This is a genomic window from Acinetobacter junii, from assembly GCF_018336855.1.
GTDB classification, from domain to species: domain Bacteria; phylum Pseudomonadota; class Gammaproteobacteria; order Pseudomonadales; family Moraxellaceae; genus Acinetobacter; species Acinetobacter junii.
The window spans coordinates 1,176,891-1,198,007 of the sequence record NZ_CP059558.1; the positions used below are offsets into that span (position 1 = coordinate 1,176,891).

At 38.6% G+C, this 21,117-nt stretch carries 24 protein-coding genes and 4 tRNA genes; 22 read left to right on the forward strand and 6 right to left on the reverse strand.

What is annotated here, in order from left to right; all coding sequences use genetic code 11:
• Positions 1-158: 158 nt before the first annotated feature.
• The 6 genes from H2677_RS05610 to H2677_RS05635 all read left to right on the forward strand — a co-directional run bounded on the left by H2677_RS05610 (position 159) and on the right by H2677_RS05635 (position 4,821).
• A complete protein-coding gene (locus tag H2677_RS05610; protein WP_212639330.1) occupies positions 159-800 on the forward strand; it encodes a hypothetical protein in 642 nt (213 codons plus the stop codon).
• 17 nt (positions 801-817) lie between these two features.
• The gene (locus H2677_RS05615) at positions 818-1,783 is read left to right on the forward strand and encodes a 2-hydroxyacid dehydrogenase (protein WP_212639331.1); all 966 of its coding nucleotides are present in this window, start codon (positions 818-820) and stop codon (positions 1,781-1,783) included.
• Between the two features lie 100 nt (positions 1,784-1,883).
• Positions 1,884-2,471, forward strand: coding sequence for a 1-acyl-sn-glycerol-3-phosphate acyltransferase (locus H2677_RS05620; protein ID WP_125298340.1), 588 nt, complete (start codon positions 1,884-1,886; stop codon positions 2,469-2,471).
• 126 nt (positions 2,472-2,597) lie between these two features.
• A complete protein-coding gene (locus H2677_RS05625) occupies positions 2,598-4,040 on the forward strand; it encodes a M48 family metalloprotease (RefSeq protein WP_039048297.1) in 1,443 nt (480 codons plus the stop codon).
• Positions 4,041-4,055: 15 nt separating this feature from the next.
• Positions 4,056-4,421, forward strand: a complete 366-nt coding sequence (locus H2677_RS05630; RefSeq protein WP_130576086.1) for a GFA family protein — start codon at positions 4,056-4,058, stop codon at positions 4,419-4,421.
• 40 nt (positions 4,422-4,461) lie between these two features.
• Positions 4,462-4,821 carry a hypothetical protein gene (locus tag H2677_RS05635; protein WP_042893279.1) on the forward strand — a complete coding sequence of 120 codons (360 nt, stop codon included), beginning with the start codon at positions 4,462-4,464 and terminating at the stop codon, positions 4,819-4,821.
• Positions 4,822-4,887: 66 nt separating this feature from the next.
• Here the strand turns inward: H2677_RS05635 and H2677_RS05640 are convergent, their stop codons facing one another.
• Positions 4,888-5,334: a GatB/YqeY domain-containing protein gene (locus H2677_RS05640; RefSeq protein ID WP_004913195.1), complete on the reverse strand. Its 447-nt coding sequence runs from the start codon at positions 5,332-5,334 to the stop codon at positions 4,888-4,890.
• A 29-nt stretch (positions 5,335-5,363) separates the two neighbouring features.
• Positions 5,364-5,579 carry a 30S ribosomal protein S21 gene (gene rpsU / locus H2677_RS05645; RefSeq protein ID WP_004652785.1) on the reverse strand — a complete coding sequence of 72 codons (216 nt, stop codon included), beginning with the start codon at positions 5,577-5,579 and terminating at the stop codon, positions 5,364-5,366.
• A 145-nt stretch (positions 5,580-5,724) separates the two neighbouring features.
• Here rpsU and tsaD point away from each other — a divergent pair, with 145 nt between their 5' ends.
• Positions 5,725-6,732 (forward strand): tRNA (adenosine(37)-N6)-threonylcarbamoyltransferase complex transferase subunit TsaD, encoded by a 1,008-nt coding sequence (tsaD, locus tag H2677_RS05650; RefSeq protein WP_099948391.1) that lies wholly within the window; start codon positions 5,725-5,727, stop codon positions 6,730-6,732.
• 162 nt (positions 6,733-6,894) lie between these two features.
• Positions 6,895-7,398: a hypothetical protein gene (locus tag H2677_RS05655; RefSeq protein WP_004913191.1), complete on the forward strand. Its 504-nt coding sequence runs from the start codon at positions 6,895-6,897 to the stop codon at positions 7,396-7,398.
• Between the two features lie 127 nt (positions 7,399-7,525).
• Here the strand turns inward: H2677_RS05655 and H2677_RS05660 are convergent, their stop codons facing one another.
• The 3 genes from H2677_RS05660 to H2677_RS05670 all read right to left on the reverse strand — a co-directional run bounded on the left by H2677_RS05660 (position 7,526) and on the right by H2677_RS05670 (position 10,188).
• A complete protein-coding gene (locus tag H2677_RS05660) occupies positions 7,526-8,443 on the reverse strand; it encodes a DMT family transporter (protein WP_212639332.1) in 918 nt (305 codons plus the stop codon).
• Positions 8,440-9,018 (reverse strand): TetR/AcrR family transcriptional regulator, encoded by a 579-nt coding sequence (locus H2677_RS05665; protein ID WP_099948394.1) that lies wholly within the window; start codon positions 9,016-9,018, stop codon positions 8,440-8,442. The genes H2677_RS05660 and H2677_RS05665 overlap by 4 nt, the downstream gene beginning before the upstream one ends.
• Before the next feature lie 279 nt (positions 9,019-9,297).
• Positions 9,298-10,188: an ATP-binding protein gene (locus H2677_RS05670; protein ID WP_005402916.1), complete on the reverse strand. Its 891-nt coding sequence runs from the start codon at positions 10,186-10,188 to the stop codon at positions 9,298-9,300.
• 177 nt (positions 10,189-10,365) lie between these two features.
• On the opposite strand from H2677_RS05670, the gene H2677_RS05675 reads away from it, so the two are divergent.
• The 6 genes from H2677_RS05675 to H2677_RS05700 all read left to right on the forward strand — a co-directional run bounded on the left by H2677_RS05675 (position 10,366) and on the right by H2677_RS05700 (position 13,384).
• Entirely contained in the window at positions 10,366-11,874 is a 1,509-nt protein-coding gene (locus tag H2677_RS05675; protein ID WP_004953257.1) for a DUF3336 domain-containing protein, read from the forward strand.
• Positions 11,849-12,673, forward strand: coding sequence for a protein kinase domain-containing protein (locus H2677_RS05680; RefSeq protein WP_212639333.1), 825 nt, complete (start codon positions 11,849-11,851; stop codon positions 12,671-12,673). The genes H2677_RS05675 and H2677_RS05680 overlap by 26 nt, the downstream gene beginning before the upstream one ends.
• Before the next feature lie 106 nt (positions 12,674-12,779).
• Positions 12,780-12,864: transfer RNA gene (locus H2677_RS05685), tRNA-Leu, on the forward strand.
• Between the two features lie 68 nt (positions 12,865-12,932).
• Positions 12,933-13,006: transfer RNA gene (locus H2677_RS05690), tRNA-Trp, on the forward strand.
• Positions 13,007-13,160: 154 nt separating this feature from the next.
• A tRNA-Leu gene (locus tag H2677_RS05695) sits at positions 13,161-13,245 on the forward strand.
• Between the two features lie 65 nt (positions 13,246-13,310).
• A tRNA-Trp gene (locus H2677_RS05700) sits at positions 13,311-13,384 on the forward strand.
• 146 nt (positions 13,385-13,530) lie between these two features.
• Here the strand turns inward: H2677_RS05700 and H2677_RS05705 are convergent.
• Positions 13,531-14,343, reverse strand: coding sequence for an IclR family transcriptional regulator (locus H2677_RS05705; RefSeq protein ID WP_004953262.1), 813 nt, complete (start codon positions 14,341-14,343; stop codon positions 13,531-13,533).
• A gap of 266 nt (positions 14,344-14,609) precedes the next feature.
• Here H2677_RS05705 and H2677_RS05710 point away from each other — a divergent pair, with 266 nt between their 5' ends.
• The 8 genes from H2677_RS05710 to H2677_RS05745 are packed head-to-tail and all read left to right on the forward strand — an operon-like array spanning position 14,610 to position 21,088.
• Entirely contained in the window at positions 14,610-14,915 is a 306-nt protein-coding gene (locus H2677_RS05710) for a non-heme iron oxygenase ferredoxin subunit (RefSeq protein ID WP_099948396.1), read from the forward strand.
• A gap of 25 nt (positions 14,916-14,940) precedes the next feature.
• Complete coding sequence (locus tag H2677_RS05715) at positions 14,941-15,240, forward strand: recombinase-like helix-turn-helix domain-containing protein (RefSeq protein ID WP_004953268.1); 300 nt, start codon at positions 14,941-14,943, stop codon at positions 15,238-15,240.
• A gap of 17 nt (positions 15,241-15,257) precedes the next feature.
• A complete protein-coding gene (locus H2677_RS05720; RefSeq protein WP_212639334.1) occupies positions 15,258-16,328 on the forward strand; it encodes an aromatic ring-hydroxylating oxygenase subunit alpha in 1,071 nt (356 codons plus the stop codon).
• Positions 16,321-17,085, forward strand: coding sequence for an SDR family oxidoreductase (locus tag H2677_RS05725; protein ID WP_099948399.1), 765 nt, complete (start codon positions 16,321-16,323; stop codon positions 17,083-17,085). Before H2677_RS05720 ends, H2677_RS05725 begins: the two co-directional genes overlap by 8 nt.
• A 12-nt stretch (positions 17,086-17,097) precedes the next feature.
• Positions 17,098-18,030: a VOC family protein gene (locus tag H2677_RS05730; RefSeq protein ID WP_212639335.1), complete on the forward strand. Its 933-nt coding sequence runs from the start codon at positions 17,098-17,100 to the stop codon at positions 18,028-18,030.
• Between the two features lie 26 nt (positions 18,031-18,056).
• Complete coding sequence (locus H2677_RS05735) at positions 18,057-19,268, forward strand: NAD(P)/FAD-dependent oxidoreductase (protein WP_199955222.1); 1,212 nt, start codon at positions 18,057-18,059, stop codon at positions 19,266-19,268.
• 41 nt (positions 19,269-19,309) lie between these two features.
• Positions 19,310-20,533: an MFS transporter gene (locus H2677_RS05740; protein ID WP_125298330.1), complete on the forward strand. Its 1,224-nt coding sequence runs from the start codon at positions 19,310-19,312 to the stop codon at positions 20,531-20,533.
• A gap of 33 nt (positions 20,534-20,566) precedes the next feature.
• On the forward strand, positions 20,567-21,088 hold the full coding sequence (locus tag H2677_RS05745) for a cupin domain-containing protein (RefSeq protein ID WP_004953282.1): 522 nt from the start codon (positions 20,567-20,569) through the stop codon (positions 21,086-21,088).
• Positions 21,089-21,117 lie beyond the last annotated feature (29 nt).

Sequence of the window (21,117 nt, forward strand, 5' to 3'; positions counted from 1 at the left end):
CTTTATCTGAGTGAAAATAGATTTCAAATCTTGAAAGATGTCTTGATCAGAGAAGGGTGATTGGATAAAACGAAGCCATAAAGGGGGAAGCCGTTTATGGTAGACTATGCAGCATTACAAGTATTGTGATGATCTAACGTGGTAGAAAGAGTAGTCAAATGATTGGGCAGCAAAGAAACATACTAGCAGCGATAGGAATTGATATTTGGATTCCTAAAGATGTTGTGTGTGAAAAAAATACTGCTGCACATCTATGGCGAGATCAGGTTGTTGAAAATAATACACCTATTGAAGAATTTTCCTTCGCATCAGATCTTGTTGAAGCGCATGATTTAGAACCAATCATCTCAGAACCAATTGTTGAAGTTCAATCACAACCACAAGAAATTACGCCTAAACCAATTATTCGAGAGGCAACGACAGCTAAACCGCAGATAGTTGTTGAAGGTTCTGTACAGTCATTTGAATTACAAATGTATGTCTTAGAGAACTGTTCAATTTTGGTTGAGAGCAGTCAATTAAACGTTAAACAACAGCAACTATGGCAAAATATTCAAAAAGCTAAACTTGGCTACTATGCTGAGCTAAAGTGGCCATTTCCTTTAGCTGAATTTCAGGACAGTCGTGGTTTACCATCCTATATTCAAGGATTTTTAGATGCGACTTCAAATAACAAGAAAATATTATGTTTAGGAAAACTTGAATTTATTCAACATTCTAATATTTTACATTTAGCCAGTTTAGAAGAAATGATTACACAACCTCTACTTAAAAAACGGTTGTGGCAACTTATGCAATAAGGTTCGGAACTCTTATCATGAAGAAAGTCGTTGTATTCAGCCAAATCGATCAGGATGTATTACTCAAGTTACAGCAAGATTATCAAGTGGTCGTGCTGAATCCCAAAATGGGTGATATTAATGAGCAGATTCGAACAGAAGTTGCTGATGCTGACGCGATGATAGGAGCAGGTCGTTTACTCAACGAAACTAATTTAGCGACAGCACAAAAGCTCAAAATTATTTCAACAGTTTCTGTTGGTTATGATAACTATGATGTTAATTATTTAAATCAAAGAAAAATTTGGCTCGCTAATACACCTCATGTATTAACCGAGACGACTGCTGATTTAGCATTTAGTTTACTGCTGAGCGCAGCAAGAAAAATCCCTCAATTAGATGCGTGGACAAAGCAAGGTCAATGGAAGCGTACAGTATCAACCGAACAGTTCGGTATGGATGTTTTCGGTAAAACTTTAGGGATTATCGGGTTAGGGCATATCGGCGCAGCAATTGCTCGACGAGGTTTTCATGGCTTTAACATGAATATTTTGTATCACAATCGCCGTGAAAAAATAGAAGTTGCAGAAGCATATAATGCTCAATACTGTGATTTAGATCGACTGTTACAACAGTCTGATTTCATCGTGGTGGCTGTAGATTTAAATCAAGAATCTAAAGCTTTAATTGGTTCAGCTCAATTTGATTTAATGCAAAAACATGTTGTGTTCGTCAATATTTCACGTGGTTCTGTAGTGGATGAATCAGCATTGATCGATGCATTACAACAAAACAAAATTTTTGCAGCAGGCTTAGATGTGTATGCAAAAGAACCTTTGCAAGAATCACCATTATTCCAACTACCAAATGTGGTGACTGCCCCTCATATTGGTTCAGCAACTCTCGAAACACGCAAAAAAATGGTTCATCTTGCTTATCAAAATCTTATTGATGCACTTGAGGATCGACAACCTCGTTATCTAGTCAATCCTAAGTTTGAATAAATTCTTACATGTTGATTGCTGAATTATTCATCTAGTCTAGCATTTTAAACTGGCTATTATTGGTACACTTGCGCCCTTTGAAATTGCGTTTGGGGTTGTTGTGTTCGAGAAATTAGCTGAACAAACTTTGGGTTTGATGGGGTGGGAAATTGATAATCACTGGGACTTGGATATTGACCAATGTGTCATGATCGCAGCGCCACATACCAGTAATTGGGATGCACTATATGCACGATTAGCATTGAAAGCTTTAGGTGTAAATGTTCGTTTGACGATCAAAGACAGCTATATGAAATTTCCATTTGGACCTTTTGTGCGTGCGATGGGCGGAATAGGAATAGATCGCAGTGCTAAGCAAGAAGGTCAGGAAAGACCAAGCATGGTTCAGTTGATGAGTGATCTATTTAAAACACATCCTAAACTTGTGATGCTTGTAACACCAGAAGGAACACGTGCGAAACAAGAACAATGGAAAACAGGTTTTTATCATGTTGCTGTGAATGCAGGTGTACCTATTGCATTGGCATATATGGATTATGCAAAAAAGAAAACAGGTATTGGTAAAATTGTTTATCCATCAGGTGATTATCAAAAAGATATGACCGAGATTATGGCTTTTTATGCAGAAATTAATGCTAAATTTCCAGAGAAATTCAGTATTGATCAACGTTATTCGCCTGACAAGTAATTCTTGAGAATTTCAAAAATCATAAAGTAAGACAGGATTTTCCTGTCTTTTATAACACTTCGTTGCAAATTTCTCCTAAATCAAATGGTATATTAAATTTTTCCAGTAGAATCATAGAGAAACCACTTGAGACCGTTGCTGCTCGCATGTGGCTTATTTGCCACGACTCAACTTAGTCATACACAGGTCTTTTTACCTCCGCAAATTTCAGGTCAAACTGAAATACCTGATATCGGTAGTGGTGTCGGGTTGCTTGATCAGCAAAAAGAAAAACTGATCGGAGAGAAAGTCTATCGGGAAGTGCGTCGTCAAATGCCAACTGTACAAGATGCATGGTTGGAAGATCAGTTTCTTCAAGTGTTTTCAGGTATTCTCAGCCAAACTCAGCTTGGGCAACCGATTGGCCTAGTGGTGATTAAAGACCCTCAAATCAATGCTTTTGCAGTTCCTGGTGGTCTCTTTGCATTAAACACGGGTTTAATCACTTCTGCGAAAAATATCGATGAGATTGCTGGTGTTATGGCTCACGAGATAGCACACGTTTCGCAACGTCACTATAGCCGATCTCAAGAAGCCTTCAAAGGGCAAGGATTGCTTGCTTTAGCAGGTATCCTCGTAGGAGCTGCGATTGCTTCACAAGCTGACGGTGATGTTGGCTCTGCTGTAATGCTAGGTACTCAAGCTGCCTTAATGGATAAGCAATTGAGTTATAGTCGTAATCAAGAGCGTGAAGCGGATCGTATCGGTATGCAATTCATGTATTCCTCTGGTTACAATCCACAAAGTATGGCTGACTATTTCGAAACGATGCATCGTGCTACTAGCCGAGTCAGTTTCCTACCAGATTTCTGGTTTACCCACCCATTAACCACGGAACGTATGAGTGAGGCACGATTACGTGCAAACCAGTTACCTCGAGTGAAACCAAAAATTTATGATCTCGATTTTGATATCATGAAATGGTACACCTATGTCGTATCAAATCAGGCGACAGAAAATCAGCTTCAAGCTTTGGCTAATCAAAAGAATATTGCGGGATTACTTGCGATCAGTAAGTTTTATTTAGAGCGAGGTGATTATGCACAAGCCCAGACCAGCCTTGATCAAGTCAAATTAAAATTAAAAAATCACGTACTTATTCCATTGATCCAAACGGATATTTATCTAGGTCAAAATAAAATTGATCTGGCTTATAACAGTATCAATTCAATCCAACGCACTATGCCTGAAAATCGTGCTTTATCTTATAAATTAGCGGAAGTGCTTATAAGACAAGGTAAAGCAGCAGAAGCTCAAACCTTAGTACAACGATTTATACATAAAAATCAAAGAGACGTGGAGGGGTGGCAACTATTACAACAGGCAACCAATCTAGATAAGAGTTCACCTTTGCAAGCGATTAATGTTTTATGTTATCGAGCAGAAGCTGAATATTGGTCAGGTCATGAAGAAAATGCTATAAAATCAATGCTACATGCCCAACGTTTGGCGAAAGGTAATATGGCGATGTCAGCAAAAATTGATTCGCGTTTAAAACAAATGCAAGATGATCGCCGAATGAAAATTTAATAATTGAGGAAAATAATGATAAAAGGACAGTGTTTATGTGGAGCAGTTCAATATAAATATGATGGAGAAATCGAACAGAGCATTTTGTGTTATTGCCAGCATTGTCAACAAGCTCAAGGTAGTATCGCAGGTTGGAATAGTCCAATTGATCAAACTAAATTCCAATTTATATCTGGACAAGATCAATTAAAAGAATACTTTCATACGCCCAATAAAGCACGTGTGTTCTGCCAGAATTGTGCAAGTCCAATTTACTCGTATCGTACTGACCTACCCAATATTATTCGTTTGCGTTTGGGCTCTGTTACAGAGGGCAAACTTCCTGCGCCAAAGGAAGAATTTTTTACTGAGCATAAGCCAAATTTTCTTGAATTAAGATAAGATGTCCTGCGTAAGGAATAACTGAGAAGTTAAAAGATTTATGAAAAAGATTTTTATTTTTATTTTTGCAATAAGCATGATCGGGGTGAGTTCAGCGAGTTCTGTTGAACAATATGTAAATTCTGTAGAGAAGATTACTGCAAATTATGCGCAGGATATGCGTGGTTTTCTGCGTAGTTTAGATCCTCAACTTTCGCGTTTTAGTCCTGAACAGCAGGCAAAATTCTGTGGTATTACCAATCAATATGTGCAGGATTTATATCAAGCAATTGAACGTAATCGATCATCTTTGACTGGACAATATGCAACGATGACGAAACAAGATGTGATTAATCAAGTTGCAGAATCTAAAGAAATGCAAATGCTGAAAAAATACAATATTCAGTGTGATTTTAATTGATATAGATAGATGGGTTCATTTAAATGAATCCATTTACATTAATATAGAGAGGGGGATAAAAGCAGCTTAGCTTAATTTTGCTTTGATTTTAGCAGATACTTGTGCAGGATCGGCACGCCCGGCTATGATCGGACGTAGAGAATTCATCACCTTACCCATATCTTTCATGCTAGTAGCTTCTTGAGCAGCAATCGTTTGCTCAATGATAGAATCAAGTTCTTCCTCAGTCATAGCTGCTGGTAGAAATTGAGAAATAACCTCAACTTCGGCTTGTTCTTTACTAGCTAAATCATCTCGACCAGCGCCAGAAAAGGCCTTGATCGATTCTTTACGTTGTTTAATTTGTTTTTCAATGACCGCAAGAACCTGAGCATCGTCAAGCTCAATGCGCTCATCGACTTCGATTTGCTTAATTGCTGCTTGTAGACCACGAATGACCGTTACTGTTGCCATATCTTTGGCACGCATTGAAGTTTTTAATACGTCAGTAATTTGGTCTTTTAAAGTAGTCATAGTCTTTTCAGCAATCAATCACAAATTAATTAGTAAAGGCGAGTAGTACGTACAGATTCGCGAGTCAATTTCTTTTGATAACGCTTAACTGCTGCAGCTTTTTTACGCTTACGTTCTTGAGTTGGTTTCTCATAGAATTCGCGCTTACGAACGTCAGCTAAAACACCCGCTTTTTCGCATGAACGTTTGAAACGACGGATAGCTACGTCTACTGGTTCGCCTTCTTTCAACTTAACTTGTGGCATGTAAAATCCTCTAAGATTATGGATAAGACCCAATGCACGATTGCACTAGATCGCAAGTGAAGGTCAGTATTTTACTCATTTACAACTCAGATCACAAGTCTATAATAGCTTCGATATTATTTTTGATCGTTGTAAAGGCAGTTTAATGATTGTTTTGGGCTTAGAAACTTCGTGTGATGAAACTGGGTTAGCACTCTATGATAGCGAGCTCGGCTTACGTGGACAGGTTCTATATAGTCAGATCAAACTGCATGCTGAATATGGTGGTGTCGTTCCTGAACTTGCATCACGTGATCATGTACGAAAAATGATTCCTTTGATTAATCAGTTGCTTGAGCAAAGTGGGGTCAAAAAACAAGAAATAGATGCAATTGCATATACACGCGGACCAGGACTCATGGGAGCGTTAATGACAGGTGCATTATTTGGACGCACTTTGGCTTTTGCATTTAACAAACCAGCCATCGGTGTACACCACATGGAAGGTCATATGCTTGCGCCTTTACTTTCTGAAACTCCACCAGAATTTCCATTTGTAGCCTTACTAGTTTCAGGTGGTCATACGCAACTGATGGCAGCTTATGGAATTGGTCAATATGAATTACTTGGCGAGTCGATAGATGATGCGGCGGGTGAGGCATTTGATAAAGTTGCAAAAATGATGAAATTGCCATACCCAGGTGGTCCTAATATTGCCAAATTAGCTTTGCAAGGTAATTCACAAGCATTTGAATTTCCTCGCCCGATGTTACATCAAGGCTTGGATTTTTCATTTAGTGGTTTGAAAACTGCGGTTTCTGTTCAGTTGAAAAAATTGGGTGAAGAAAATCGTGATGCAGATGTCGCAGCTTCTTTCCAAGAAGCAATCGTTGATACTTTGGTTAAAAAATCAGTGAAAGCTTTGAAGCAAACTGGTTTGAAGCGACTGGTGATTGCTGGTGGTGTGAGTGCGAATGTTCGCTTACGTGAGCAATTAGAAACCTCTTTGAAAAAGATCAAAGCGCAAGTTTATTATGCTGAACCTGCCTTATGTACAGATAATGGAGCAATGATTGCCTTTGCTGGTTATCAACGTTTAAAAGCAGGGCAACAAGATGGTCTGGCGGTCACAACTACACCTAGATGGCCGATGACAGACTTAGAACCGACCTGATAGTTGGTCGGTTAAATATCTTATATCTGTTCTAAGTTCAGACATTTAAAGATCAAATCATTGATTAATATGTAGCTTGAAGCTCAGGAGCTACAGCTATCGTGTTAAAGTGTCGAATAAATTATTTATTTTGATGAGCTAAAACTCATAGCGGAGTACAAGTTGAAGATTTCTTATATTTTTACATGTGGTCGATTAGAGTCTTTATATAAGATTCTATGCCTCATTCAACAAGGTGATGAGAACGAGACATCAAAAGAGAAAGTGATTGAACAATATAAAAAAGATCTTTCTTTGGGCCGTTCATTTGAAGAAACTGAACTTTATCAATTAATTGAACAAAGTGAAGAAAAAATCATTATCAATCGTTTGAGTAATATTCTTCGAGATAAACCAGCTCAACAGAAGAAAGAATTTGATTTTCAAGAATATAAAACAGGTGCGTGGTCTGAACTAAGTGACTATAAGTTAGCGGTTAGATTCTCGAATGCCAAAACACTTTTGAGTGAAAAGCATTTTGAGAAAACTGGTGAATATATGACCAGTCGTGGTATTGCGAAATTAACGGGTTTCAATCCAGCGAATATCAAAAATATGTTGCAGCATAAAAGAAGTGTGGTGAAAAAAATGCTATTTACTTTGGAAAAATTAGCGCAAGAATATTGATCTAAGTAACTAAGTATTAGAAAAAACAGATGCAGAGAAAGTTTATTTTCTGCATCTGCGATTTAAATTTTTATATTGAATTATTGATCATAGCTCTATGCTATTTAATATTGGTTGAAACTCGAAATTATTTTGGACGGTCTGTTTTAGACAACACGGCTAAACAAACAAAAATCAAAACCATGCCAACCCAACCAATCGGTGCTAATTGCTCACCGACTAAAAGAACTGCGAATAAAGCAGCAACGAGTGGCTCGAATAAAGTAAGCGTAGTTGCTGTGCTTGCGGAGATCGTTTTTAGTGCATACCCAAATAGTAGATAGCCCAGAAACATTGGAATCAACATCATATAGGCAACAACATAAAGATTTACAGACTCATCAAAGAGGTTTGAACCCGTAAAAAATAATGTTGGTAATAAGATTAAAGCGCCAAAACCAAAAATTAAACCCATTGATGCTTTTGAATCTACACCTCGATCAATCATTTTTTTAGCAGCCCATGAGTATAGTGAATAGGTGAGAGCTGCAATCAATCCGAGAATGATTCCAATGGTTTTTTGATCTGTCGAAATGCTTTGTGTTGGTCCATGAGAGTGTGTTTCGCCCACAGATAAAAGTAATACTCCGATAACGCCAAAAATAAAACTAATAAACCACTTCAATGAAAGTGCTTTTTTATCGAAAATTTTTTCTAATAAAGCTGTAAATAATGGTGCCGACCCAATCGAGACTACCGTTCCAATCGTAATTCCAGCCATACGCATTGAGCTATAAAAAGCGAGAGGATAAATGGCTACTGAAATCATTCCAATCAGAAGCAAAGGGTAGTAAGACTTGATTTGTGGTAGATGATCTAAAATCTTTTTATGAGCGAGCAAGGCTTGTAGTAATCCACCACCACCCATTGCAATTGCTCCTATTGCAAGAGGGCTTAAATTAGGCGCATAAGATGCCGCAGTTCCAGTAGTACCCCATAAAATTGAGGCAATCAAAACTGCAATAAAACCAGAGTGGGAGCTGAGGTTTGAAGTTTTGCTATTCAATTTTTAATCTCTTGTTCTAATAATCGTTGAACCATTTGCTTCGCTGCAAATACTTTGATGCTTGAGCTTTCTAAACCAGCTCTAGCAATTGAGCCTTCTAGAATAAAAGAAATTAAAAGAGCAAGTTCTTGGACTTTCTTAGAATCTTCAAATTGTTGCATTAGATACCCAGCAACAATGTTTTCAATTTCATCTTTATGCTTTTTGACTGCTAGACGCTCAGGACTATGAGCAGGAAACTCAGCTGCTGCATTTAACAAGCCGCAGCCCCTAAAACCTTTTTCATAGGCAAACTCTGCATGATCATGGTAAGCATCAAAAATAGCGAGAATGCCATCAATAGGTGAGTGAATTTGAGCTTTCCTTTTTTCAAATAATTCTAACCATTCTTGATGACGAGCTTCGATATAGCAGCTAATCAAATCTGATTTTGTTGGGAAATTATTATAGAGCGACATTTTTGCCACTTGCGCTTTGTCTGTAATGCTATTGATCCCAGTATTGGTAATCCCATCGTTATAAAACAGGATAGATGCTGCATCTAAGATTTTTTGTTTGGCTGACTTTGTACTCATAATTTAATATTAGGTATACCGATCTACCTAATATTATAGAAAAGTAAACTAATCTGCTAGCGAAATTTGTTTGATTTAGATGATAATCAGAGATGTTAGAAATAGAAATATGCTGAGTTACAAGGTGGTGTTGTTTTATAGTCACATGAAATTCATATCGTTTTTATAATTGAAATCAGAGTTCTTTGACAACGCAATTGTTTCCTGGTTTTTATAAAATTTAATGAAGAAGAAACAATTGCGAGTGCGATTAAGAAGCAAGTTAAGTATCTGAGGCGTTTATGCTTGATCTTTATTCGCTAACTTTTCTAAATTTTTTGAACCAATCCAGTGTTTAGAAAATTGGTATGCTGCACGACCAGAACGTTGCCCTCGTGCTTGACACCATTTCAAGCTTTCGCCTCGAACAATATCGTTATATTCCAAGCCTGCTTTAACAATGTAATGTTCAACGATTTGCAAATATAGTTGCTGGTCCATTGGGTAGAATGAAAGCCACATTCCAAAACGATCTGAAAGAGATATTTTTTCTTCAATCGCTTCTTGTGGATGTAATTCAGTGTATTGAGGTACGTCCACTTTTCGTACTGGGGTATTTTCATGCATAAATTCAGGTAGAAGGTGACGACGATTACTCGTCGCATAAATAATAAAATTGCTCGAACCTGATTGAAGAGAACCATCTAGCACGCTTTTCAAACTGCGATAATTTTCATCTTCTGCGTTGAATGCTAAATCATCACAATAAACAATAAATTTCTCAGGACGTTGTTCAATGAGTTTTTGGATTTTGGGTAAATCAGATAAATCATCACGTTCTATTTCAATTAAACGTAGTCCTTGATCAGAGTATTCTGTCAGTAAAGCACGAACAATTGAGGATTTTCCTGTGCCACGAGAACCTGTTAGTAAAACATCATTGGCAGGTAGACCATTTAAAAACTGCAAGGTGTTTTGAATGATTTTATCTTTTTGACGCTCTATTCCTTTTAGATCTTCCAGATACATTTTTTTAGGTTGTTGTATGGCGATCAGTTCTTGATTTTCCCATTTAAATGCGATTGCAGAAAAATCAGTCGGTTGCTTCGGTTGTGGCAGAACATGCTGTAATTGAGTCAAAACATTCGACAAAGATGCAAGAATAGATTCTGGTAAGTCTAAGATAGCCATAAAAACACACAAAACTCAGTGATTAATGAAGATTGATACTAGCACTGCTTGCACGAAAATAAAGGAAATATCATCAAAACGATGCAGAATAACAAGAATTTATACTTGATTGTTTAAGTAGGTTTTTGCATTGTATAAGTGCATGAATAGAAAAATGAAGACGGGATAGGACAGACGATGCTAAACAAAGTAAGAGAAAAGAAAAATAGCTATCAAAAACATCGGGTTGATGTCCTAAAAGAGGATTTGCAGCATGCTAGAAGTTATCAAGAATGGAAGGAAATCGCGCTAAAACTGGATGAGGAATCTGGCAGAGAGGAGTGGAAGTACGATAATCAGTCGCCTTATTTTGATGCCGAAGCATTATCAAATCGATACACCTTATTAAAAAAATATCGTACTCAACATCGAACACTTGATTTAATTTATGTTCTTCGTGAAGGATTGTCTTATGATTTTGCAAATATTGGTCATCCGATGTTATTTGCTGAGACATATGTAGGAACAAAAAAAATTATTGAAAACTATGTAGAACTTGTGAGTGATTGTTTTCAATATCTCGCCTCGAGCGAATGTATAACTTTCCAATTAAAAGAGAAAATTCAATTCTTTGAAGAATGCCAAAAAGCCTATGGACAACCTGCTCTCATGTTTTCTGGAGGGGCAACTTTGGGTTTGTTTCATACAGGCGTGTGTAAAGCATTATTTGAGCAAGATTTGATGCCAAGTGTTCTGTCTGGGTCGAGTGCGGGAGCGATTATGACAGGTATGCTTGGTGTTTCAAAGAACGATAAGATCCCTGAGTTGCTTGGTGGACAGCATTTTTTTAGTGATGCATTCCGTTTTCGCACCGTGACTGAGCTAATTAAAGGGCATGGTGGTTTGGCTGATGTGATGTATCTCAAAAAATTCTTAATGAATAATTTGGGTGATTTAACTTTTGCTGAGGCATATCAACAATCTAAACGACATATCAATATTGTCGTAGCACCGCATAATACTGCTCAAAATCCTAGAATTATGAATGCATTAACTGCACCTAATGTTTTGGTTTGGAGCGCAGTGTTAGCATCTTGTGCCGTACCTGTATTATTTCCGCCTGTGCATCTAACCAGTAAGCGTTATGATGGACAACATACCCCCTATATGGCAAAGACAAAATGGGTAGATGGGAGTATGCGTAGTGATTTTCCTCAGGAAAAAATGGCGCGTCTTTATAATATTAACTACACCATCGCCAGTCAGGTGAATCCTCATATTGTGCCATTTATGCAGAGCGACACAGATCGTTTTCGTAGAGATGTATTAAGTTGGCCTCAACGCATTGTCCGTCATCAAGGGAAAGCGATTGCGATGGAAGTGATGGATTTAACACGAAACTATATGGGAGGTTTTTTCCCAATTCGTCGAGTACTTGATCATGGCTATGGCATACTTGGACAGCGTTATTATGGTGATGTAAATATCATCGCTAAATATGGTTTGCGCCATTATAACTATATGTTAAAAAATCCTCGACCTAGGATTTTCAAGATTTTGCAGCAAGAAGGTGAGCGAGCAACATGGCCAAAAATCACCTCAATAGAAACGCATGCGCGGATCGGTAAAACAATAGAACATTGTTTGGCATCATTACGTAAGCAAGAAAATAAGCAGCAGAATGAATTCTATTATGTTGATCTCTGACTTAGATCATTCGTTTGATGAGATAGCGTTACAGACCAAACAAAAAAGCCATTCATATGGACGGCGTTTATATACATTAACTCAAGGTCATAAAAAATATTGGCTAAAGTTTCATGTTGAGCAACACAACCAAGTTTTAGAAGATTCATTTAACGCCGAATTAGAGTTTTATCGCCAAAATAAGATTTCTAGTTCGGATTTTTTAGTCCCTTATGGCCTTATTGATTTATCCAAGCTGAATTTTTTAAATGAAACGAGGCAAAGTGGAGAAGGGCTATTAACGTTAGATACGAACGATTTTTTTATAAAATTTAATCCTGAAAATGATCTGCATGAGATCAGAAAACAAATTTTACTTGCTTTAAATGCCCTTGAAGCACTTCATCAAAGTGGTTGGATACATGGTGATCTGAAATCAGAGCATTTTAGGAGTTATTTAGATACTTGTAGATTGATTGATTTTGAGCAGAGTCAACGAATTATTAGTACGAAGAAATTATTGACCGCGACACCGCATTACATGGCACCTGAACTGTTTCATGGTCAACCCAAGTCTGTACAAAGTGACTTGTACGCTTTTGGAATTATTCTATATGAATGGCTCTGTCAATCGAGATTATCTGCAAAAACCTATCATGATTGGGCAATACTGCATTGCCAACAGTTACAGATCAAACTTCCAGATTCTCTACAGTGTTTTTTGCCGATACTTGATGGCTTATTAAAGAAAAAAATGGATGAACGCTTTGGCTCAGTTGCAGAGCTAAGAAATGCGATTCGAACAATAAGTTTGTTGTAAAAATAAACATAAATCTTTGATTTGAATATTATATGTTCACTTGAATTGGTTTTTTATCAGAAAGTCTTGTCATAAAGCCGCTTTGTCACTAATATGCATACCCATCGGGGGCGTGGCGAAATTGGTAGACGCACTGGATTTAGGTTCCAGCGCCGCAAGGTGTAAGAGTTCGAGTCTCTTCGCCCCCACCAAATTTAAAAAGCAAGATTATCTTGCTTTTTTTATGGTTAAATCAGAAATGGATTAATCATGCGGTTATAGAGGATTGGTGTAATGGTAGCATGACGGTCTCCAAAACCGTTCGTCAAGGTTCGAGTCCTTGATCCTCTGCCAAATTAATAAAAAAGCCCTTGTTTAATACAAGGGCTTTTTTATTTGGTTAAAAATTCTGTTTGCTCATGAAAAAAGCATTAGCTTTCAGATGCATGGTTTTTTTATAAAAAAGGCTTGTCAGCAAGAAAGTTTATCACTAATATACACATCCATCGGGGGCGTGGCGAAATTGGTAGACGCACTGGATTTAGGTTCCAGCGCCGCAAGGTGTAAGAGTTCGAGTCTCTTCGCCCCCACCAAATTTTAAAAAGTAATCTTTTACTTTTTAGTGATTAACGACTAAATAAGTTAATCAAGCTGTTATAGAGGATTGGTGTAATGGTAGCATGACGGTCTCCAAAACCGTTCGTCAAGGTTCGAGTCCTTGATCCTCTGCCAAATTAATAAAAAAGCCCTTGTTTGATACAAGGGCTTTTTTATTTCGCAGTATTTTGAAATTAATTTACTTTGATGAGTATTCACTAAAAATTTTAATGAATACACTCAATGTCTAAATATTTTAGAAAAATGAACTTAACCTTAGTCTAATAAATAAATTTGGAAATTTTATCCGCTGTTTGGATAACCATCTCTGCAATTTCATTTTTAAAATAGTGTTCTTCATAGGTTGCTAAAGGGCAACTTACAGACAATACAGCAGTCATTTTTCCTGTAGATTGTTTGAAAATTGGAGCGCCACAAGCTGCCATATCATGATTGTAATGTCCCCAACTGACCATAGATCGCTGTGTTTTAACAAAACTGAGGCGTTGAAGTAGCTCTTTAAGATTCTTTGGGGTGAGTTCAGAAAAAGTTTCCCATTGGTTGAAATTTTTATAGCGATCACGGATTTCAGTTTCAGATAAGTCTGCTAATAGCATTTGTCCAATCACAGTCGCATGAGCAGGCCAGCGAGTGCCTAGACCTATATTGCTGGTAAATGTTCCATTCGATTGTACATTGTTGATAAAGACAATATGTGTACCTTCTAAAATGGACAAATGTACTGCAAGTTTAGTTTGATCGCGTAGTTCCTTCATCAACGGTGTTGCTAAATCTAAAAGAGACTGTTTAGACAAACTGTTGAAGCCGAGTTCCATCACCTTTGAATCAAGTGCATAGGTTTTTTGAGATGCTTTTCTAAGAAAGCCACATGATTCTAATGTGTAAATCAGACGGAAAGCACTAGAACGATTTACATCCAAAATTTCAGCGATCTCAGTGATCGTCATTTCTTGGGTTTGTTGATCAAATGCCTGCAAAATTGCTAAGCCTCGTACCAAACCGGGTACTAAATAGCGATCATCATTTTTTGTGAGTTCAGATTCTTGAGAGTCTGTTTCTATCGTTTGGTTCATCAGCTTAATTTTCCTAGAAAAATGCAAAGCATTAAAAATTTAATTTTCTTAAGAATCTATTCTAACTGCAAAGTAGAGTTAAAAGATAGTTTTATATATAAAACATAATTTTTTAAGTAAAACGTAAAAGAATGTGTAATAAATATCAAGCTTATGATTTTAAACAATATATATAGTTTGACATAAAAAACATCATAGGAGTATTCTTTATTAAAGTTTGTTATATCAAATAATGTTTTATATACAAAACAAATGAGGATGCAAGGATGAGTTGGATCTCAGTTTGTCAGCAAGACGACGTAACCGAAGACGAGCCTAAAGCGATTGAAGTTGACGGTAAAAAAATTGGCGTATTTTTCATCGAAGAAAAATATTTTGCGATCGAGAATGTTTGCCCACATGCCTATGCCTTATTAACAGAAGGCTTTATTGAAGATCAAACCGTTGAATGTCCGTTGCATGAAGCGATTTTTGATATTCAAACGGGTGAGTTAAAGAGTGGGCCAGGATGTCGTGATCTATGTACTTATCCTGTACGTGTTGAAGGGAAAGAAGTCCAAATTCAACTCTAGGTTTTAATGAGAAGGAAGGAATCGCGTGAAAACATTTAATGAAAAGCTAGCGAATTGGATTCATGCCACGCCAGCAACAGAAGCAGGAATTAACAATATTCAGGTTCCAGGGCAGTCAGAACTTTTAGTTTGGCAGACTCGTTATAAAGAGCCAACAGTATATGAACAAGACTTTGTTCAGCACCTAATTAAAGCCTTTTCAGCTGGTGTGACTGAGCTTGCAGATTTAGTTCAGACTTTAAACCAACAAGGTTTTCGTTGTGAGTCTGGTGAGCTTTGGACTTCTGAATCTTTCTCAGAAGAAATGCAACGTTTAGGTTATTGATTCAAGGAAGAACGATTATGAACGCAGCAGTATCGTCAGTAACACCAAGTGTTGAAGAATATTTAGATTTAGGTTTACGTGATCAATGGCATCCAGTTCTTGCGAGCTGGGAAGTTGCCGCAAATCCAGTTGGGATCACTCGTTTGGGTGAAAATATTGTGGTTTGGCGTGACGACAAAGGTCAAGTTCATGCTTTAGAAGATCGTTGTCCACATCGTGGTGCGCGTCTTTCTTTGGGCTGGAATCTTGGAAATCGTGTTGCTTGTTGGTATCACGGTGTTGAAGTTCGCCATGATGGTGTGGTCGAAGATGTACCAGCTGTCCATGAATGTCCAATGAAAGGCACTCAATGTCTTAAAAGCTATCCAGTAATTGAAGCACATGGTGCAATTTTTCTTTGGTTCGGTATTGACCCGAATGAAGAACCTAAATCGCTCGATTTTCCCGAACAACTTGCGAGCGAAGACTGGAGTGCATTCCTTTGCCAAGCTGATTGGAAAGTGAATCATCAATATGCAATTGATAATGTGATGGACCCGATGCATGGCAGTTATTTGCATTGTACTTCGCATTCAATGGCAGAAGGTGATCGCACCGCAGAGATGAAACATCGCTCAACTGAGCATGGTTTTATTTTTGAAAAGGAAGGTCAAGTTGGTGTCAATTTCGACTGGGTTGAATATGCCAATACGGGTGCAAGCTGGTTACGTCTCTCGATTCCTTATCGCAAAGATTTTGGTCCGGGTGGTGAGTTCTGGATTGTGGGTTACGCAACACCGATTGATGCCAATAATACTCGCGTATTCTTCTGGCGTTGCCGAAAAGTGAGCGGTTGGCAACGTAATGTCTGGCGTTTCCTTTACCGTAATCACTTGGAAAAATTGCATTGGGACGTATTGGAACAAGATCGAATCATCTTGGAAAATCTTGCTCCGAATGCACGCCAACAAGAATTCCTTTATCAACATGATGTCGGTTTGTCTCGTTTACGCCGTTTAATGAAAAAAGAAGCAGAAAAGCAGTTAAAGAAAATTGCAGCTTTGAATACCTCAAACCGTATTGAAATGCAGGAAGAAGCGCATGGCTAATGTTGCATTGTTACAAGGAAAAAAAGTCCTTGTCACAGGCGCGGCAAGAGGCTTGGGACGTGACTTTGCACAAGCAATTGCTGAGGCAGGTGCTCAAGTCGTCATGGCGGATATTTTAGATGACCGTGTTCAGGAAGTCGCGATTGAACTTCAGCAACGAGGTTTAAAGGTTGAGGCGGTCAAAATCGATTTGGCTGATGCTGTTTCAATTCAGCAGGCTGTCGAACAGGCTGTTAAATATTTAGGTGGATTAGACGGCTTAGTGAATTGTGCTGCTCTAGCAACCAATGTTGGCGGTAAAAGTTTAATGGATTATGACGCTGATCTCTGGGATCGGGTCATGAACATCAACGTCAAAGGCACATGGTTAGTCACAAAGGCATGTGTGCCATTCCTCAAACAGGCAGATGCTGGAAAAGTGATTAATGTCGCTTCTGATACGGCTTTGTGGGGCGCACCGAATCTAATGGCTTATGTAGCCAGCAAAGGTGCATTGGTTGCAATGACACGTTCGATGGCGAGAGAGCTTGGGCAATTCAACATATGTATCAATACGCTTTCACCGGGTTTAACACTTGTAGAGGCGACTGAATATGTACCGCAAGAGCGTCATGATTTATATGTGAATGGTCGTGCGATTCAGCGTCAGCAACTACCACAAGATTTAAATGGAACAGCACTGTATTTACTGTCGGATTTGTCTTCATTTGTGACAGGTCAAAATATTCCAGTAAATGGCGGTTTTGTCTTTAATTAAGGAGTTTGTCTCATGATTACAGGGATTGAGATTTTAAAGTTTGGTGTTGAGGACAGGGCTGCTTCCAATAAGTTTTTGGCAGACTTTGGATTGACTCAAGGCAGTTCAGATATTGAAGGTGCTGATCTTTATCAAACCCAGAATGGTAGCAAGATTTATTTGTTTGATTGTGATGATAGTCGTCTACCGCAAGCGATTGAATCAGGTTCAACACTGCGCGAAGTGACATGGGGACTTGATCAACCTGAACAAGATTTGGCAGATTTAGCGGTTCGCTTGGTTGATGTTGAGGGCTTTCAAGCAACGACTGATATGGTGCAATGTGTAGACCCGAATGGTATGACGATTCGTTTCCAAAAGAGTTTCACTCATGAGCTACCAATATTAAGAACAGAAGGGATTAATCAGTACGGAACTGTTAATCGTATTAATGCAGCGAGTCCAGTGTATGAAAAAGGTCAGCCTGTTGCGATTGGACATGTGGTGTTTTTCACACCTGATTTGGAAAAAACCGAAAAATTCTATATTGAAAAGCTAGGTTTCTATCTTTCAGACGCTTATCGCAATCGTGGTGCATTCTTGCGTTGTCGAGGTAAGGGTTATCACCATGACTTGTTTTTGTTGTCTATTCCAAACAAACCTGCTGGTTTAAACCATGTTGCTTTTGTGGTTCGTGATATTCATGAAGTGATTGGCGGTGGTTTGAATATGAATCGTTCTGAATGGTCAACGTTTATTGGACCAGGGCGTCATCCAATTTCCTCAGCATATTTTTGGTACGTCAATTCACCATTGGGTGGTGCATTTGAGTATTACACCAATGATGATTATTTGACTGAAGAATGGCAACCACGTGTCGAGGAACATCGTTTAGAGCTTTTCACTGAATGGGCGATTGAAGGTGGTTTAGATGACCATACTCGCCGTCAAGTGAAACCTGCATAAAGTCTGATGAAGCAGGGAGAGATGCTATGGAAAGAATCGTAATTGTTGGGGCAGGACAAGCCGCGGGTTGGGCAGTCAGTACACTACGACAAAATGGTTTTTCAGGTGAAATCCATGTGGTTTCAAATGAAGATCAGGTGTTTTATGAGCGTCCACCACTTTCAAAACAGGTGCTTTCTAAAGAAGCAAGTTATGAAAGCCTAAACTTATTTTCAGCAGAGCAGGTTCAAGAGTTCAATATCCAGTGGCATAAGCCTGCTGTGGCAACTGAAGTGGATCGCCAACACAAACAGGTCATCTTGGACAGTGGTCAGTTATTGCCTTATGACAAGTTGTTGATTGCTACAGGAAGTCGTGCTCGTGTACCTGTGAATACGTGGCAGTTTATTCCGAATGTCGTCACGCTGCGTAATGTTCAAGATTGCGAACGTCTCGCAGAAATTTTGCAGCATGCTCAAAAATTGGCTGTGGTTGGTGGTGGTTGGATTGGTTTAGAAATTGCAGCAACTGCACGAAAACAGGGTAAGGACGTTCATATTTTTGAATATGGTGATCGACTTTGTGCTCGAAGTGTTAGCCCCGATGTATCTGATTTTTTGAAAGCGATACATGAGCAACAAGGTACGCAAATTCATTTGAATAGTAAAAACTTGCACTTAATCGAAGTAGGGCAAGGCAAAGTTGAAGTGGTTAATCATCCCAATGTCAGCGAGTTGTTTGATTGTGTCGTGGTTGGAGCTGGTGCGGACATTGCTAAAGAGCTTGGCGTCAATGCAGGTTTAGATGTCAAAGATGGCATTGTGGTGAATTGTTTTGGTCAAACCTCTGATCAGGATATTTATGCTGCAGGTGATGTCGCAATCCATCCACGTTTAGGTTATTGCATTCAGTCATGGGCAAATGCGCAGAATCAAGCAATTGCTGCTGCAAAGTCGATGTTGGGCATCGAAACAGAATATACCGATATTCCTTGGTTATGGTCAGATCAGTACCACTTCAATATTCAAATACTAGGTACTTACCAACCTGAAAGAACAGAACAGATTGTGGTGAGAAAAAGTGCAGATGATCAATGTAGTTATCTGTATTTAGATCATCAAAATTGCTTAATCAATATGATTGCAATCAATGATTCAAAATTAATCAAACTGGCTAAACGTTGGATGCAGTCCAATACCGTATTAGACCCAAAATTATTAGCAGACCCTGAATTTAATGTCATGAAATTAAAACCATAAACATTTAATTCCGGTTCATAACTCAATCGAAGGAATGAAGTATGAGTAATGAAGAGAAAAGTGGATTTAAGCATTGGGTTCCTGCTTTTGTCCTGATGGTATGTGTTGTTCTCGCATTTTTCGACAAGATTAGTATTGCGGTTCTATTTGCAGACCCACACTTTCAGGGTGCAATGGGAATTGCTGAAGATAAGGCGAAACTGGGTTGGCTAATGACCAGCTTTCTATTGGCATATGGGTTTTCATCAGTATTCCTCAGTTTCTTGGGTGATATTTTTGATCCGAAGAAAATGTTGTTCTGGAGTGTGGCTTCATGGGGTGTGCTGATGTTCTGTATGGGCTTTACCACAAGCTATTCAGGCATGTTAGTGCTACGCGTTCTACTGGGTTTAGCTGAAGGTCCATTGTTTGCACTGGCATATACCATTGTGAAACAAACCTATACCGATCGTCAGCAAGCACGTGCATCAACGATGTTCTTATTAGGAACGCCGATTGGAGCTTTTTTAGGTTTTCCAATTACTGCGGCAGTTTTGGCAAAACATGATTGGCACACTACATTCTTTGTCATGGCAGCATTAACGATCGTCGCTTTAATCGCGATTGTTCTTGGGTTACGTAATCTTCAGCTTAAGAAAACGATTGAATTGGAATCGACGAGCAAGCGTGTCAATTTCAAAGGTCATATTCATAACACCAAAATTCTATTACAAAACCGTGCATTTTGGTTGGTGTGTATCTTCAATATCGCGTTGATGACTTACCTGTGGGGATTAAACAGTTGGGTTCCTTCTTATTTAATCCAAGACAAAGGCTTCAATCTTAAAGAGTTTGGTATTTATTCAAGTTTCCCATTCATCGCAATGTTGATTGGTGAGGTGATCGGTGCATTCCTTTCCGACAAGTTAGGTCGCCGCGCTGTACAAGTTTTTGGTGGTTTGTTTGTCGCGGGTATCTTCATGTACGTGATGGTGTTAATGACAGAGCCTCTTCTAGTCATTGCTGCGATGTCTTTAAGTGCAATGGCTTGGGGATTTGGTGTAGCAGCAGTATTTGCCTTACTTGCTCGAGTTACGACGGCGGATGTCGGTGCTACAGCGGGAGGGATTTTCAATGGTCTTGGTAACTTTGCTAGTGCGATTGCACCCGTTCTGATCGGTTATATCGTGATGCAAACCAATAGTTTTAATTTAGGGATTACCTTTTTAGCAGCAGTCGCCGTTATTGGGTCATTCTTCTTGGTTCCTTTATTGAAACGTTATTAATCAAACTATTCATCAAAAACCTAGGAGTTAAAAATGTCTACTCAACAATTCGAATCATGGAAACAGCCAGAAGGCACGAGTTTGGAAGCTTGGTTAAACACACGTATTGCGCGTTTTGAAACACGTAAATATGACTTCGATGCGTTGAAGTTCCAAGCAGATTACGACCCGAAATATCGCCGTGCTCAAATGCGTTATATGGGAACTGGAGCAACAGGTGTAGTCAATGATGGCAATACAGTTCCAGCTGAAAACTTTACCTTTTCAACTATGGTGTTACCTGCGCAATGCGAAGGTCCATTGCATATCCACCACGATGTGGAAGAAGTGTTTTTCATGTTACGTGGCGAGATTGATCTGTTCATTGAGCATAACGGTGAGAAATTCCAAACCAAATTGAAAGAGCGTGATCTGATTTCAATTCCGCCAGGTATTTATCGTGGTTTGTTTAATCCCGGTCAGGAAGATGCCTTGATGTGCGTGATGTTGGGTGCTGGAAAACCAACTATTCCAAACTATCCACCTGAGCATCCATTGTCTCAAATCAAACGTTAATCAACGCGATTAACTATAAAAAAGGAATG